We start from the raw sequence: 13,480 nt of genomic DNA, 5'->3' as shown, positions 1-13,480 counted from the left end.
GGCCTCAGCGTGGAACGCGTCGGGGCCCAGGCGGCCGAGGAGGTGCACGCGGTCGTGCACGCCGCCTTCGCCGCACGTCCTCGGCTCGACCCGCCCGCGGCCGCCCTGGAGGAGACCCCGCAGAGCATCTCGCGGGCCCTGGGGCGGGCCAACGGGGTCCTGGCCCGGCTGGACGGTGCCCCTGTCGGCGCGCTGCTGCTGGACCCTGCGGACGGCACCATGTTCGTGCGGCGCTTCGGCGTGCTGCCCGCGGCCCAGGGCATGGGGGTCGCCGGGGCGCTGCTCGAGGCAGCGGTGCAGGCGGCACCCGCGCAGCAGGTCGTCACCGTGCTGGCGCGCCAGGAGCTGCCCGCGACCGTGGGGTTCTGGGAGTCCCAGGGGTTCCGGCAGCGTGGCGGCCACCCGCCGTACGTGGAGCTCAGCCTGGAGCTCCCGAGGCGGCACACGATCCTCGACGGCGACCAGATGCGCGACCTGGGCCGCCGGGTGGGCCTGCTGCTGGAGCCCGGCGACCTGCTGGTGCTCAGCGGGGGACTGGGTGCGGGCAAGACCACCTTCACCCAGGGGCTCGGCGCCGGGCTCGGGGTGCGTGGGGACGTCACCTCCCCGACGTTCGTGATCGCCCGGGTCCATCCCTCCCTGGTCGGCGGCCCCGACCTGGTGCACGTCGACGCCTACCGGCTGGGCGGCATGGCCGAGCTCGACGACCTCGACCTGGACACCTCCCTGGACGAGGCGGTGACCGTCGTGGAGTGGGGGGAGGGGCTGGCCGAAGGGCTCGCCGAGCGCCGGCTGGAGGTGCGGATCAGCCGCGCCGAGGGGGGCGAGGAGATCGGCGACCTCGACCCTCGGATCGTGGAGCTGAGCTGGGTGCACGGCAGCGCCCGGCCGGCGCAGCAGTAGCCTCGAACCGTGCTGCTTGCCTTCGACACCGCCACCCCGCTCGTCACCGTGGCCCTCCACGACGGCTCCGACGTGGTGGCCGAGCGCCTCGCCACCAGGGCCATGAAGCACGGCGAGCAGCTCGCGCCGCTCATCGCCGGCGTGCTGGTCGACGCGGGGATCGTGCGCCAGGACCTCACCGCGATCGCGGTCGGCGCCGGCCCCGGACCGTTCACCGGGCTGCGCGTCGGACTGGTGACCGCCCGCACCCTGGGGCTCGCCCTGGAGATCCCGGTGTACGCCGTGTGCTCCCTGGACGTGCTGGCCGTGGAGGCCTACGACTCCGGCGCCGCGGCCGGGGAGTTCCTGGTGGCCACCGACGCCCGGCGCAAGGAGGTCTACCTCGCCCGGTACGTCGACGGGGTGCGGGTCGACGGTCCCGAGGTGCGCAAGCCCGCCGATGCGGCCACCGGGCTGCCGGTGGTGGGGGAGGGTGCGGTGCTCTACCCCGAGGCGTTCCCGCACCCGGTGGGTCCCGGTCGGCCCAGCGCCGGCTGGCTCGCCCGGGTGGTGACCGAGGAGCGCGCCGAGCTGCTGGACCCCGACCCGCTGTACCTGCGGCGGCCCGACGCGGTCGCGAGCGCCGCCCCGAAGTCGGTGCTGACCCAGGCCCGCACCGGGGCTGACGGCTCGTGATCGTCCCCGTCGGTGAGCACGACCTGGACCAGGTGGGTGACCTGGAGGACCAGCTCTTCGGCGAGCAGGCGTGGTCGGCACAGGCGTTCGCAGAGCTCTCCGCCGGTCCCGGCCGGCGCGCCTGGGTCGCGCGCACCGAGGACGGCACCGTCCTGGGCTACGTGCTGACCGGCCACGTCGGCGACTTCGCCGAGCTCCTGCGCATCGGCGTACGGGCGGGGGCGCAGCGTCGGGGGACCGCCACCGCGCTGCTGGCCACGGCGGTGGACGCGGCGGCCGCCGACGGGGCGGAGCGGATGCTGCTCGAGGTCAGCACCGGCAACGACTCCGCGCGGGCGCTCTACGCCCGCTCGGGGTTCGAGCAGATCGACCGCCGACCGCGCTACTACGCCGACGGCTCCGACGCCCTGGTGCTGCAGCTGCAGCTGCAGCCTGCCGCACACCGATCAGAGAGAATGGCCCCATGAGCGAGGAACCACTGATCCTGGGCATCGAGACCTCGTGCGACGAGACCGGCGTGGGCATCGTTCGCGGTCACACGCTGCTGGCCGACACGGTGGCCTCCAGCGTCGAGGAGCATGCCCGCTTCGGCGGGGTGGTCCCCGAGGTCGCCAGCCGTGCCCACCTCGAGGCCATGGTGCCCACCATCGAACGCGCCTGCGAGACCGCGGGCGTCAAGCTGCGCGACGTCGATGCCATCGCGGTGACCAGCGGGCCCGGCCTCGCGGGCGCGCTGCTGGTCGGCGTCGCCGCCGCCAAGGCCCTGGCCCTGGGCCTGGGCAAGCCGCTGTACGGCGTCAACCACCTGGCCGCGCACGTCGCGGTCGACCAGCTCGAGCACGGCGCCCTTCCCGAGCCGTGCCTGGCGATGCTCGTCTCCGGGGGCCACTCCAGCCTGCTGATGGTGGAGGACGTCACCACGGGGGTGGAGCCGTTGGGCGCCACCATCGACGACGCGGCGGGCGAGGCCTTCGACAAGGTCGCGCGGCTGTTGGGGCTGCCGTTCCCCGGCGGTCCCCACATCGACCGGGCGGCCCGCAGCGGCAACAGCGTCGCCATCGACTTCCCCCGTGGCCTGACCGCCCGTCGGGACCTGGAACGGCACCGCTACGACTTCTCCTTCTCCGGGCTCAAGACGGCGGTGGCCCGGTGGGTGGAGGCCAAGCAGCGCGCCGGCGAGTCCGTCGACGTCAACGACGTCGCCGCCTCGTTCCAGGAAGCCGTGTGCGACGTGCTGACCCGCAAGGCGCTGGACGCCGCGGTGACCCACGGGATCGAGGACATCCTCATCGGCGGCGGGGTCGCCGCCAACTCGCGCCTGCGGGCGATGGCGGTGGAGCGCGCGGCCGCCAAGGGCATCCGGGTGCGGGTGCCGCGACCCGGACTGTGCACGGACAACGGTGCGATGGTCGCGGCCCTGGGGTCCGAGCTCGTGGCGCGCGGACGAACGCCCTCGAGCCTCGACCTGCCGGCTGACTCCAGTCAGCCGATCACCGTGGTCGTGGCCTGAGGGCGCTCGCTCGGCTCCGTCGCGCCGGCTAGTCCAGGACGCCGGGGGCGGTGCCCTCGTCGTCGAGCCAGTCCTGGTCGTAGATCAGGTGGTCACGATCCTGGGCGTCCTGCTTCTTGCTGCCTCCGCGCGCCGCACCACCGGCGGCGGCACCGGCGCCCGAGCGGCCCGCTGCCCTGGCGCCGCCTCCCGCGCCCGCAGCCCCGGAGCGACCTCCGGAGGAGCCACGGCCCGAGGCGGAGCCTGTGGCGCCCCGACCGCCCGCGGCGGCGGCTCGGCTGCCGCCTCCGGCGGCTGCGCCTCGACTGGCTGACCCGGTGCCGGCCCGACTGCTGGCACCGGTTGCGGCACCGCCCCGGCTCGGGGAGCCGACGGCACCGCTCTTGCCCAGGGTGCTGCTGCCGGCCGCCTTGGAGGTGGACCCGATGGGCTTGACGTTGCCGGTGGCCCCGGGGCGCACCGAGCCACTGGCGCCCACACTGGCGCCCCGGACACTCGCGCCCATGGCGCCGCCGGCGACAGCACCGCCGAAGGCACCGGCCGAGCCACCCGAGGGTCCCGCGACGGCGGGGGAGCCGGAGACCTGGGCTCCGGATCCGCCCGGGACCGGGTTGTACGGGTTGCCGCTGCTCTCCCGGCCGATCACGCCGGGCTCGGAGCCGGGAGGCGTGGGGCTCGGGGTCGGGTGCGGGGTGGGCGTCGGGTTCGGTCCGTGCGGGGGCTGCGGGCCGGGCGGGTCGTACAGGTCAGGCGGGTCGAGGGGCGGGGTGAGCGGCGGGGGGACCGACGGGTCGCCCGGGGCCTGCGGGATGTGCGGGCCCCTGGGCGGAAGCGGCTCGTGCGGCGGCAGCGTGCCGATGACGGCGCCGTCCTGGGGACCACCGCCCCCACCTCCGTTGGAGAGCGGGGGGCGGTTGGCGGGGGCCTGCGGTCCCGGCGGCTGGACGGGGGGCAGGTCGGGCTCGCCGTGGATCTTCTTCATCGTCGCGGCGGCCACCTCGAACTCGTCGAAGATGTTGTCGACCGCGGCCCTGGCCTTCTCCTCCTGGGCGGCGACGGCGTCGGAATGAGCGGTCACCAGGGCGTCGTGCTTGCCCTTCTCCAGACCCTTCTTGGCCTCGTCCCACTCGGGGTTGGGCACGAACGCAGCAGGAGGCGACAGCGGGTCGGCGTCGAGCTCCTTCTTGACCTGGACCGCGGCGGCGAGGGCGGCGGACGCCCGGTCCAGCGCCTGACCACCGGACTGGAAGTCGCCCCCCTTCTGGGACATCACCTCGGCGGTCGCCAGGAAGGCGGCCTCGATGGCGGCGCCGGTCTCGGTGTTGATCCCCTGATCGACCGCGTCCCGCATCTTGGGACCCATGTTCTTCAGGTAGTCCGCCACCGAGTCCAGCACGTCCTTGGTCGTCATCCAGTCCCCGCCGGAGGAGCCGATGAGCGTGGGTCGGGCGCCGGTGAGGGCCTCGTCCAGCCGGGCGCGCTGCGGGCCGCTCATCCCTGGCCCCCGTCGCCCTCGACGACGAAGGCACGGAACGTGTCGACGACGTACTGGTCGGTCTCGCCCTCGTCCTTGCGGCTCTCCAGGATGCCCAGACGGTAGGCCTCGAGCTCGTCCGCGAACTTGATGAGGTCCTCCATCACCACGTTCTGAGCCTTGGTGCCGTGGGTGCCGAGGTTCTGGCCGGCCCAGGACGCGCCGAAGTCGGGCTGCTCGAAGCGGGTCGGATCGTTGTCGCGGAGCTCGTTGGCCCGGGCGTTCAGCTCCTTCACAACCTGGTCCACGAGCTCAGCAGCGGCTACGGCCGCCTGCCCCGTGAGGTTGGCGGCAACAAGTGCGTCCACCACTAGCATCTGTGATCCCCCTCGTGAAAGTTCCTTGCGCTGGCCGTCTGCCCACCTGGTCCGAGGGCTAAACCTGTGCTGGCGACATCTTTGCGGGTCGACACTAGCCACGCGGGAGCCGGTGGTCGATCGGGTCGGTACTCTCCAACCCCCTACTCGGAGGTGCCCATGCTCAACAAGTCCAGTGTCGCGCCGCTCGGCGCCCTGGTGGCCGCCGCGCTGTTCCTGGCCGGGTGTGGGGAGAGCGCGGAAGAGAACCCGCCGAGCGGGTCCGGTGCCGGGGGGACGGTGAGCGAGGCCCCGGCGGTGGACCCGGAGGCTTCCCCCTCGCCCGCGGAGTCGGCCACCGAGCCTCCGGCGGCGGCGCTGGCGCAGGGGGAGTGGGCCGAGGTCTCGGTGGCGCGGATCCGTGGGCCCAAGGGATGGTCGGGGGAGTCCAACGATCCCGGTGACGGTGCGGTGGCGCTCAAGGCACCCTACGACGCCGTGTCCGGGCTCACCATGGTCGAGCTGGCCGACAGCACCGAGCCGACGGACATCGACACGCTGGGTCGCCAGTCCCTGGACGACGGCGAGCCGGAGGTGACGCTGCGCAAGCCCGTCGAGCTGGACGGGGTGGAGGTCTTCCGCACCGCCGGCCCGGTCGACGACTACTTCTGGATCGAGCGGTACGGCGTGGTGCACAACGGGCAGTTCTTCCGGCTGACCTTCACGCTGACGCTGCGCACGCCTGCGGTGGAGCGCCAGCAGATCATCGACTCGGTGCTGCCGACCTTCGAGTGGAAGTGAGCCCGGCAGCAGTGGACTGAGGAGGCGCTTCGGCGCCTGTGACAGGCTTTGACCTTCGGAGTCGAGCACGTGGAGGCGCGAGATGCAGCAGGTCAAGGCAGTGGTGGCGAGGGCCAAGGGTGAGCCGGTCTCGCTGGAGACGATCAACGTCCCCGACCCCGGTCCGGGAGAGGCCCTGGTCGCGGTGCAGGCGTGCGGGGTGTGCCACACCGACCTGCACTACCGCGAGGGCGGCATCAACGACGACTACCCGTTCCTGCTCGGCCACGAGGCGGCCGGCATCGTGGAGCAGGTCGGCGAGGGTGTCACGGAGGTGGCACCCGGGGACTTCGTGGTCCTCAACTGGCGTGCGGTCTGCGGTCAGTGCCGTGCCTGCCGCCGCGGTGAGCCGCAGTACTGCTTCGACACCCACAACGCGACCCAGAAGATGACGCTCGAGGACGGCACCGAGCTCACCCCGGCGCTGGGCATCGGAGCCTTCGCGGAGAAGACCCTGGTCGCCGCCGGGCAGTGCACCAAGGTGGATGCCAGTGCCCGTCCGGCGGCGGTGGGGCTGCTGGGCTGCGGCGTGATGGCGGGTCTGGGCGCGGCCATCAACACCGGCAACGTGACCCGGGGCAAGTCCGTGGCGGTCATCGGCTGCGGCGGGGTCGGGGTGGCGGCCATCGCCGGATCGGTGCTCGCCGGGGCCGCCAAGGTGATCGCCGTGGACATCGACCCGCGCAAGCTCGAGCGGGCCACCACCATGGGTGCCACGCACGTCGTCGACAGCTCCAGCAGCGACCCGGTGGCCGAGATCCAGCGGCTGACCGACGGCCACGGCGCGGACGTGGTGATCGACGCGGTCGGGCGTCCGGAGACCTGGAAGCAGGCGTTCTACGCGCGCGACCTGGCCGGCACCGTCGTGCTGGTGGGGGTGCCCACGCCTGAGATGCGGATCCCCGACATCGCCTTGGGCGACGTCTTCGGACGCGGAGGAGCGCTCAAGTCCAGCTGGTACGGCGACTGCCTGCCCTCGCGTGACTTCCCGATGCTCGTCGACCTGTATCTCCAGGGGCGGCTCGACCTGGACGCGTTCGTGACCGAGGAGATCGCGCTCGACCAGGTGGAGGCCGCCTTCGAGAAGATGCACGGCGGCGACGTGCTGCGCTCGGTGGTGGTCCTGTGACCCGGATCGACCACGCGGTGGCCAGCGGCACCTTCTCCCTGGACGGGGAGACCCACCAGGTCGACAACAACCTCTGGGTGCTCGGCGACGACGCCGAGTGCGTGGTGATCGACGCACCGCACGACGTGGAGGCGATCATGGCGCTGGTGGGTGAGCGCAAGGTCAAGGCGATCCTGTGCACCCATGCCCACGACGACCACGTCCGAGCCGCCGCCGAGCTGCGGCAGCGCGTCGTCGCGCCGATCCTGCTCCACCCCGACGACCGTCCGCTGTGGGAGCTGGTCCACCCCGACGAGCTGTGGGACGTGGACCTGAGCGACGGCCAGGTGATCGAGGTGGCCGGCACGGCCCTGACGGTGCTACACACCCCGGGGCACGCTCCGGGAGCCGTCTGCTTCTGGGTGCCCGAGCTCGGCTGCGTCTTCACCGGCGACACCCTGTTCCAGGGTGGTCCGGGCGCGACCGGTCGCAGCTTCAGCGATCGCGCCACCCTGGAGGCCTCGATCCGCTCGCGACTGTGGGAGCTGCCCGACGAGACGGTGGTGCACACCGGGCACGGGAGCGACACCACGATCGGGGCCGAGCGCGCACTCCTGGGCTGAGGCTGCGTCGCCCCCGACCTCCTCGGTTGTCACGCAGGTCACACCCGGATCTACGGCAATTACTACATATTGTCGTAGATAGGTACTACGATTCGTAGTAGATCGATGGCCGGGGTGGACTGGCCGTCACCGATGGGAAAGGACCCATCATCATGCGCGCAACTCTCGACAAGCTCCTCTCCGGCATCGGCCTGCTCCTCGCCCTCGTGCTCCTGGTGGCAGGCGGCCTCATGACCTGGGCCACCGTGTTCATCGGAGACCAGGTCAAGGAGCAGTTCACGGCCCAGGACATCACCATGCCGACCCAGGAGGCGATCGACGGGCAGGTGGCCGCCAAGGGCATCTCCGCCGAGGACGGCGAGGCCCTGGAGGAGTTCGCGGGGGAGACCCTGGACAACGGCCCCGCCGCCAAGGCGTACGCCGACCACTACATCCAGGCGCACATGAACGGCCAGGGTGCTGCGCTCGCCGGCGAGCCGGTCACCTACGAGGAGGCCAGCAACAAGGGTCGTGAGCTCTCCGCGGCGCTCGCCGAGACCAAGGACGCCAGCGAGGAGCAGGTCGCCGAGGCCCAGGCCTGGATGGACCTGCGCGAGTCGCTCTTCATGGGGAACACCCTCCGCGGTCTGCTCCTCTACGGATACGCCTTCGCCACCATGGGCACCATCGCAGGAATCGCGGCCGTCGCCGCCTACGTCGGCGCGGCGCTCTTCCTGATCCTGGGCCTGCTGGGGCTCGTCCACTCGCGCAGGGTTGCCCGCGCGGAGCTCTGAGAGGGGCTCAGTGAGGATCGACTCACCCGCCACGGCGGGTGGGTCGATCTGCGTCTGCAGGCCCCTAGACTCGCCCCCCATGAGGACTCGGGGGGCGATCGCGGTCGTCGCCGCCCAGGTCCTGGTCTGCGTCGGTGCCGCCGGCTGCTCGACCGAGGCCCAGATGCGCTCCGGGTCCGCGCTGGTGACCCACGTCTCCGCCGTGACCCGGGGCGATCCCGAGCCCACCGCCCCCGGGCCCGGCTCGGCCTGGCCGAGGGGTGGGGGCCCACCGCGGACGAGCTGGACGAGGCCGCGACCCTGGTCGGTGACCTGACGCTGACACAGCTGGCCGGCCAGGTGCTGGTGGCCGACTGGTCCGGCACCCGCCCTCCGGTGGAGATGGTCCGCGACCTGCACCTCGGGGGGGTGATCTGGTTCTCGGGCAACATCACCTCCGCCGACCAGGTGCGTCGGGCCAACCGGGCACTGCGCCGGGCCGACGACCGGCCCTGGCCCCTGCTCGTCGGGGTCGACCAGGAGGGCGGCCTGGTGGAGCGGGCCGGCGGCGTGGTGACCGGCCTGCCCAGCTTCATGACCGGAGGTGCCGCGCGTCGCCCGGAACTCACCCGGGCCGCGACGGCTGCCACGGGTCGGGAGCTGAGGGGCCTGGGGTTCACCGCGAACTTCGCACCGGTGGCCGACGTCACCGTGGGTGCGGCCGATCCCACGATCGGTACCCGCGCCGCCTCGTCCGATCCGGCGCTGGTGGCCGAGCAGGTGCTGGCGGCGGCCCGGGGCTATGCCGACGCCGGACTCGTCAGCACCCTGAAGCACTTCCCGGGCCACGGCTCGGTGCGGGAGGACAGTCACGTCACGCTCCCGGTGCAGCCGCGCAGCCTGGCGCAGCTGCAAGGGCGTGACCTGGTCCCGTTCCGGGACGCCGTCGCGGCCGGCAGCTCCTCGGTGATGGTGGGCCACCTGGACGTGCGCGCGGTGGACCCGGGCGTGCCCGCCTCGCTGTCGCGGGACGTGGTGACCGGGCTGCTGCGCACCGATCTCGGCTTCGACGGCCTGGTGGTCACCGACTCCCTCGCGATGACGGCGGTCACCCGGTCCTACGGACCGGCGCGTGCCGCGGTGCGTGCCCTGCGTGCGGGCGCCGACGTGCTGCTGATGCCGGCCGACCCGGTCGTGGCCCGGAACGGCATCGTGGCCGCCGTACGACGGGGCGACCTGACACGGCGCCGCCTCGAGCAGGCCGCGGCCCGGCAGGTGGCCCTGCTGCTGCACCACCGCGACGCCCGCGGGGCCCCGCCCGGGAGTGCCCGCCCCCAGGCGCTGGCCTGGTCCCGGGCCGCGGTGACGGTGCTGTCCCGCACGTGCCAGGGCCGGCTGGTGGGCAGGCGGGTGCAGCCGGTCGGAGACCGGGACGTGGTCGCCGCCTTCACCGCGGCGGCGCGGTCGGCAGGGCTGCGGGTCGGTCCCCGCGGCACCCGGGTCGCGCTGCTCCGGAGCGCCTCGAGGTCCGTGCGGGCGGACGTCGCCGTGGCGGTCGGGGCGCCCTGGGTCCTGGCCGGGTCGAGCGCGCGTCACCTGGTCGCCACCTACGGCACCACTCCGGGCGCCATGCGCGCGCTGGTGGAGGTGCTCCTGGGCCGGCGTCCCGCCCCGGGACGGGTGCCGGTGGAGGTCGCCGACGTCCCTGCTCGTGGCTGCTGAGCCGCGGCTGCTGAGCCGAGACCCGGGAGAGGATCAGAAGGGGCGCACCAGCAGGGCCTTGCCGGCGCCCGCGACCCGGGTCAGCACCACGGTCGCCTCCTCGTCGCCCGTCAGGGCCAGTCGCTTGCGCAGCTGCTCGGGGATGATGTCGACCCCGCGCTTCTTGATGGTGATCGGGCCGATGTTGCGCTCCACCAGCGCCTGGCGCAGCAGCTTCTCCTTGAAGGGCAGCTCGTCGAGCACGTAGTAGCTGCGCATGAAGGGGCTGCGGAAGGACTTGTCGGAGGTGACGTAGGCGATGTGCTCGTCCAGCAGCCCGCCGTCGACGCCGGCGGCGACCGCGGTGACGAGCCCGGCCCGGATCACCGCGCCGTCCGGCTCGTAGAGGTGGGCGCCGAGCTCGCGGACCGGTCGCTCCCGGCCGGCGTAGGGGTCGTCCTCGGAGGTCAGCGACGCCAGCCCGCCGCCGGTGATCACCGTCGCCCGGTGTCGGGTGGTGGCCAGCCCCGGCGACCAGAGCGCGGCCTCCTTGACCTCCCCGTGGTCGCTGACCCACTCGGCCTCGACGCCCTCGGGCACCAGGGTGTGCGGGATCCCGGGTGCCACCTTGACCACCGCGGTCCTGCGCAGCAGGTCCTCGACGAAGGGCCACGGCGGGGTCCAGCCGTGCTCGTCGAAGACGCGGCCACGTGCTCCGCGGCGCGCCGGGTCGGCGAAGACCGCGCCGAAGCCGTCGAGCTCCAAGGTGGTGGCGTCCACCGCCATCACCGCCCCGGCGAGGCCGAGCGCGGCCAGGTTCGCCTCCGCCATGGCCACGCGCACCGGGTCGGAGTCCACGCCGGCAGCCGTCAGCCCGGCCCTGGCGAAGGCGAGCAGGTCGCCGCCGATGCCGCAGCCCAGGTCCACCACCGAGCTGGGCTGGGCGGCGGCCAGCCGGGCGGCGCGGTGGTCGGCGACGCGGCGTCGGGTGGACTGCTCCAGGGCGTCCGGGGTGAAGTAGAGGCGGACGGCCTCGTCGCCGAACTTGGGCACCGCCCGGACCCGGAGCTGCACCTGGGTGAGAGCGGCGCTGGACCGCTCGGGGTCCGGCTCGATCTTGCGCACCGCGGCCGCGGCACGCAGCGGATCGCCGTCCACGTCGGCGTAGGCATGGGTGGCCCGGTCGAGCAGTCGCTGGCCGGCGTCGGTGAGCAGCCAGCGGAAGGTGTCTAGGTCCACCTGCCCATCCTGTCAGCGTCGGGGGCCGCTGGCACTCGATCGGGGGGAGTGCTAACGTGAGCACTGGCACTCTCCCAGTGAGTGTGCCAGCGCCGGGACCGACCCGCGACCCCCGCGACGGCACGGGTCCTGACCGGCGAAGCAGACATTGCACGACATCGCACGACAGTGGAACCAGACATCGCATCACAGCACCGTGCAGACGCACGGGTGCACCCGAACAACGTGGAGAAAGTGGAGGTCGACACTGTGTCGGTCAACATCAAGCCCCTCGAGGACCGCATCGTCGTCAAGCCCCTCGACGCCGAGCAGACCACGGCTTCTGGCCTGGTCATCCCGGACACCGCCAAGGAGAAGCCCCAGGAGGGCGAGGTCGTGGCCGTGGGCCCCGGTCGCTTCAACGAGGACGGCGACGAGCGCATCCCCATGGACATCTCCGTGGGCGACAAGGTCATCTACAGCAAGTACGGCGGCACCGAGGTGAAGTACTCCGGCCAGGAGTTCCTCATCCTGTCGGGCCGCGACGTGCTGGCCATCGTTTCCTGATCTTCTGCCCGGGCGCCGCGCGCAGGCGTGCCAGTGATGGCACCCGCTGCGCGGCGTCCGGGCATTCCCCTTCCTAAGGAGCCACATGCCCAAGATCCTTGAGTTCGACGAGAACGCTCGTCGCGCCCTCGAGCGCGGAGTCGACAAGCTTGCCAACACCGTCAAGGTGACGCTCGGCCCCAAGGGCCGCTACGTCGTCCTGGACAAGAAGTGGGGCGCGCCGACCATCACCAACGACGGTGTCACCGTCGCCCGTGAGGTCGAGCTCGACGACCCGTTCGAGAACCTTGGTGCCCAGCTCACCAAGGAGGTCGCCACCAAGACCAACGACGTCGCCGGTGACGGCACCACGACCGCCACCGTGCTGGCCCAGGCGATGGTCCACGAGGGCCTGCGCGCCGTGGCCGCCGGAGCCAACCCGATGAGCCTCAAGCGGGGCATGGACGCCGCGGCCGAGGCCGTCGGCGACGCCCTGCGTGAGGCGGCCCGTGAGGTCGAGACCCGTGAGGACATGGCCTCGGTGGCCACGATCTCCAGCCGCGACGCCCACATCGGCGACCTCCTGGCCCAGGCCTTCGACAAGGTCGGCAAGGACGGCGTGATCACGGTCGAGGAGTCCAACACCATGGGCACCGAGCTGGAGTTCACCGAGGGGATGCAGTTCGACAAGGGCTACATCTCGGCCTACTTCGTCAGCGACCCCGAGCGGATGGAGGCCGTCCTGGACGACCCCTACATCCTGCTCGTCCAGGGCAAGATCTCCTCGGTCTCCGAGCTGCTCCCGCTGCTGGAGAAGGTGATCGCTGCCGGCAAGCAGCTGTTCATCCTGGCCGAGGACGTGGAGGGCGAGGCGCTCTCCACCCTGGTGGTCAACAAGATCCGCGGCACCTTCAACGCGGTCGCGGTCAAGAGCCCCGCGTTCGGCGACCGCCGCAAGGCCATGATGCAGGACATCGCCACCCTCACCGGTGGTCAGGTCGTCGCTCCCGAGGTCGGGCTCAAGCTCGACCAGGTCGGCCTCGAGGTGCTGGGCCAGGCCCGTCGCGTCGTGGTCACCAAGGACAACACCACGATCATCGACGGTGCCGGTGACGCGACCGAGGTCGAGGGCCGCGTCAACCAGATCAAGGCCGAGATCGAGTCCAGCGACTCCGACTGGGACCGCGAGAAGCTCCAGGAGCGTCTGGCCAAGCTCGCCGGCGGCGTGTGCGTGATCAAGGTCGGTGCACACACCGAGGTGGAGCTGAAGGAGAAGAAGCACCGCATCGAGGACGCCGTGTCCGCGACGCGTGCCGCGATCGAGGAGGGCATCGTCGCCGGCGGCGGCTCCGCCCTCGTCCACGCGGTGTCGGTGCTCGAGGACAACCTCGGTCTCACCGGTGACGAGGCGATGGGCGTGCGGATCGTTCGCAACTCCGCCGACGAGCCGCTGCGCTGGATCGCCGAGAACGGTGGGGTCAACGGCTACGTCGTCACCACCAAGGTCCGCGAGCTCGGAGTGGGCAACGGCTACAACGCCGCCACCGACGAGTACGGCGACCTGGTCGCCCAGGGTGTCCTGGACCCGGTCAAGGTCACCCGCTCGGCGCTGGTCAACGCCACCTCCATCGCAGCCATGCTGCTCACCACCGAGGTGCTCATCGTGGAGAAGCCCGAGGACGAGGACGAGGCCCCCGCAGCTGCGGGCCACGGCCACGGCCACGGCCACTGAGCAGTCGGCACCACGCACCACCACGAAGGGTCGGATCGCCTC

The 13,480-nt window shown here is 72.4% G+C and carries 15 protein-coding genes; 12 read left to right on the top strand and 3 right to left on the bottom strand.

The window, feature by feature from the left end:
- Window positions 1-9: 9 nt before the first annotated feature.
- The 4 genes from tsaE to tsaD are packed head-to-tail and all read left to right on the top strand — an operon-like array spanning window position 10 to window position 3,088.
- Window positions 10-903, top strand: a complete 894-nt coding sequence (tsaE, locus tag C0R66_RS13755) for a tRNA (adenosine(37)-N6)-threonylcarbamoyltransferase complex ATPase subunit type 1 TsaE (protein ID WP_240311543.1) — start codon at window positions 10-12, stop codon at window positions 901-903.
- 9 nt (window positions 904-912) lie between these two features.
- The gene (gene tsaB, locus C0R66_RS13750; RefSeq protein ID WP_101525183.1) at window positions 913-1,578 is read left to right on the top strand and encodes a tRNA (adenosine(37)-N6)-threonylcarbamoyltransferase complex dimerization subunit type 1 TsaB; all 666 of its coding nucleotides are present in this window, start codon (window positions 913-915) and stop codon (window positions 1,576-1,578) included.
- Window positions 1,575-2,045: a ribosomal protein S18-alanine N-acetyltransferase gene (gene rimI / locus C0R66_RS13745; protein ID WP_101525182.1), complete on the top strand. Its 471-nt coding sequence runs from the start codon at window positions 1,575-1,577 to the stop codon at window positions 2,043-2,045. The genes tsaB and rimI overlap by 4 nt, the downstream gene beginning before the upstream one ends.
- Entirely contained in the window at window positions 2,042-3,088 is a 1,047-nt protein-coding gene (gene tsaD, locus C0R66_RS13740; RefSeq protein WP_101525181.1) for a tRNA (adenosine(37)-N6)-threonylcarbamoyltransferase complex transferase subunit TsaD, read from the top strand. Before rimI ends, tsaD begins: the two co-directional genes overlap by 4 nt.
- Window positions 3,089-3,116: 28 nt before the next feature.
- On the opposite strand, the gene C0R66_RS13735 is transcribed toward tsaD, so the two are convergent.
- Both C0R66_RS13735 and C0R66_RS13730 read right to left on the bottom strand, forming a co-directional pair.
- Window positions 3,117-4,583: a hypothetical protein gene (locus C0R66_RS13735; protein WP_101525180.1), complete on the bottom strand. Its 1,467-nt coding sequence runs from the start codon at window positions 4,581-4,583 to the stop codon at window positions 3,117-3,119.
- On the bottom strand, window positions 4,580-4,939 hold the full coding sequence (locus tag C0R66_RS13730; protein WP_158648050.1) for a hypothetical protein: 360 nt from the start codon (window positions 4,937-4,939) through the stop codon (window positions 4,580-4,582). The genes C0R66_RS13735 and C0R66_RS13730 overlap by 4 nt, the downstream gene beginning before the upstream one ends.
- Window positions 4,940-5,098: 159 nt before the next feature.
- Here C0R66_RS13730 and C0R66_RS13725 point away from each other — a divergent pair, with 159 nt between their 5' ends.
- From C0R66_RS13725 to C0R66_RS13700, 6 genes are all read left to right on the top strand, one after another.
- Window positions 5,099-5,719, top strand: a complete 621-nt coding sequence (locus tag C0R66_RS13725; RefSeq protein WP_101525178.1) for a hypothetical protein — start codon at window positions 5,099-5,101, stop codon at window positions 5,717-5,719.
- Window positions 5,720-5,801: 82 nt separating this feature from the next.
- On the top strand, window positions 5,802-6,887 hold the full coding sequence (locus tag C0R66_RS13720) for an S-(hydroxymethyl)mycothiol dehydrogenase (RefSeq protein WP_101525177.1): 1,086 nt from the start codon (window positions 5,802-5,804) through the stop codon (window positions 6,885-6,887).
- A complete protein-coding gene (locus C0R66_RS13715) occupies window positions 6,884-7,489 on the top strand; it encodes an MBL fold metallo-hydrolase (RefSeq protein ID WP_199286690.1) in 606 nt (201 codons plus the stop codon). Before C0R66_RS13720 ends, C0R66_RS13715 begins: the two co-directional genes overlap by 4 nt.
- Before the next feature lie 152 nt (window positions 7,490-7,641).
- Window positions 7,642-8,262, top strand: a complete 621-nt coding sequence (locus tag C0R66_RS13710; protein WP_101525176.1) for a hypothetical protein — start codon at window positions 7,642-7,644, stop codon at window positions 8,260-8,262.
- 79 nt (window positions 8,263-8,341) lie between these two features.
- Entirely contained in the window at window positions 8,342-8,578 is a 237-nt protein-coding gene (locus C0R66_RS13705; protein WP_101525175.1) for a hypothetical protein, read from the top strand.
- Between the two features lie 29 nt (window positions 8,579-8,607).
- The gene (locus tag C0R66_RS13700) at window positions 8,608-9,963 is read left to right on the top strand and encodes a glycoside hydrolase family 3 protein (protein ID WP_158648049.1); all 1,356 of its coding nucleotides are present in this window, start codon (window positions 8,608-8,610) and stop codon (window positions 9,961-9,963) included.
- Between the two features lie 33 nt (window positions 9,964-9,996).
- Here the strand turns inward: C0R66_RS13700 and C0R66_RS13695 are convergent, their stop codons facing one another.
- Complete coding sequence (locus C0R66_RS13695) at window positions 9,997-11,181, bottom strand: THUMP-like domain-containing protein (protein ID WP_101525173.1); 1,185 nt, start codon at window positions 11,179-11,181, stop codon at window positions 9,997-9,999.
- Between the two features lie 249 nt (window positions 11,182-11,430).
- Between C0R66_RS13695 and groES the strand changes: the two genes are divergently transcribed.
- A complete protein-coding gene (gene groES / locus C0R66_RS13690) occupies window positions 11,431-11,727 on the top strand; it encodes a co-chaperone GroES (protein WP_101526252.1) in 297 nt (98 codons plus the stop codon).
- An 85-nt stretch (window positions 11,728-11,812) separates the two neighbouring features.
- Entirely contained in the window at window positions 11,813-13,438 is a 1,626-nt protein-coding gene (gene groL, locus C0R66_RS13685; protein ID WP_101525172.1) for a chaperonin GroEL, read from the top strand.
- The last annotated feature ends 42 nt before the right edge of the window (window positions 13,439-13,480 follow it).

This window comes from Nocardioides houyundeii, assembly GCF_002865585.1.
GTDB classification, from domain to species: Bacteria; Actinomycetota; Actinomycetes; order Propionibacteriales; family Nocardioidaceae; genus Nocardioides; species Nocardioides houyundeii.
Note: the sequence above shows the minus strand (reverse complement) of the source record. Positions and strands in the feature narration are given on the sequence as shown.

What these genes read in the sequence shown, in the direction of transcription:
- C0R66_RS13710 (WP_101525176.1), top strand. Translation starts at nt 7,642, where the DNA reads ATGCGCGCAACTCTCGACAAGCTCCTCTCCGGCATCGGCCTGCTCCTC.
- C0R66_RS13735 (WP_101525180.1), bottom strand. Translation starts at nt 4,583, where the DNA reads ATGAGCGGCCCGCAGCGCGCCCGGCTGGACGAGGCCCTCACCGGCGCC.
- C0R66_RS13730 (WP_158648050.1), bottom strand. Translation starts at nt 4,939, where the DNA reads ATGCTAGTGGTGGACGCACTTGTTGCCGCCAACCTCACGGGGCAGGCG.
- groL (WP_101525172.1), top strand. Translation starts at nt 11,813, where the DNA reads ATGCCCAAGATCCTTGAGTTCGACGAGAACGCTCGTCGCGCCCTCGAG.
- C0R66_RS13725 (WP_101525178.1), top strand. Translation starts at nt 5,099, where the DNA reads ATGCTCAACAAGTCCAGTGTCGCGCCGCTCGGCGCCCTGGTGGCCGCC.
- tsaD (WP_101525181.1), top strand. Translation starts at nt 2,042, where the DNA reads ATGAGCGAGGAACCACTGATCCTGGGCATCGAGACCTCGTGCGACGAG.
- C0R66_RS13705 (WP_101525175.1), top strand. Translation starts at nt 8,342, where the DNA reads ATGAGGACTCGGGGGGCGATCGCGGTCGTCGCCGCCCAGGTCCTGGTC.
- C0R66_RS13720 (WP_101525177.1), top strand. Translation starts at nt 5,802, where the DNA reads ATGCAGCAGGTCAAGGCAGTGGTGGCGAGGGCCAAGGGTGAGCCGGTC.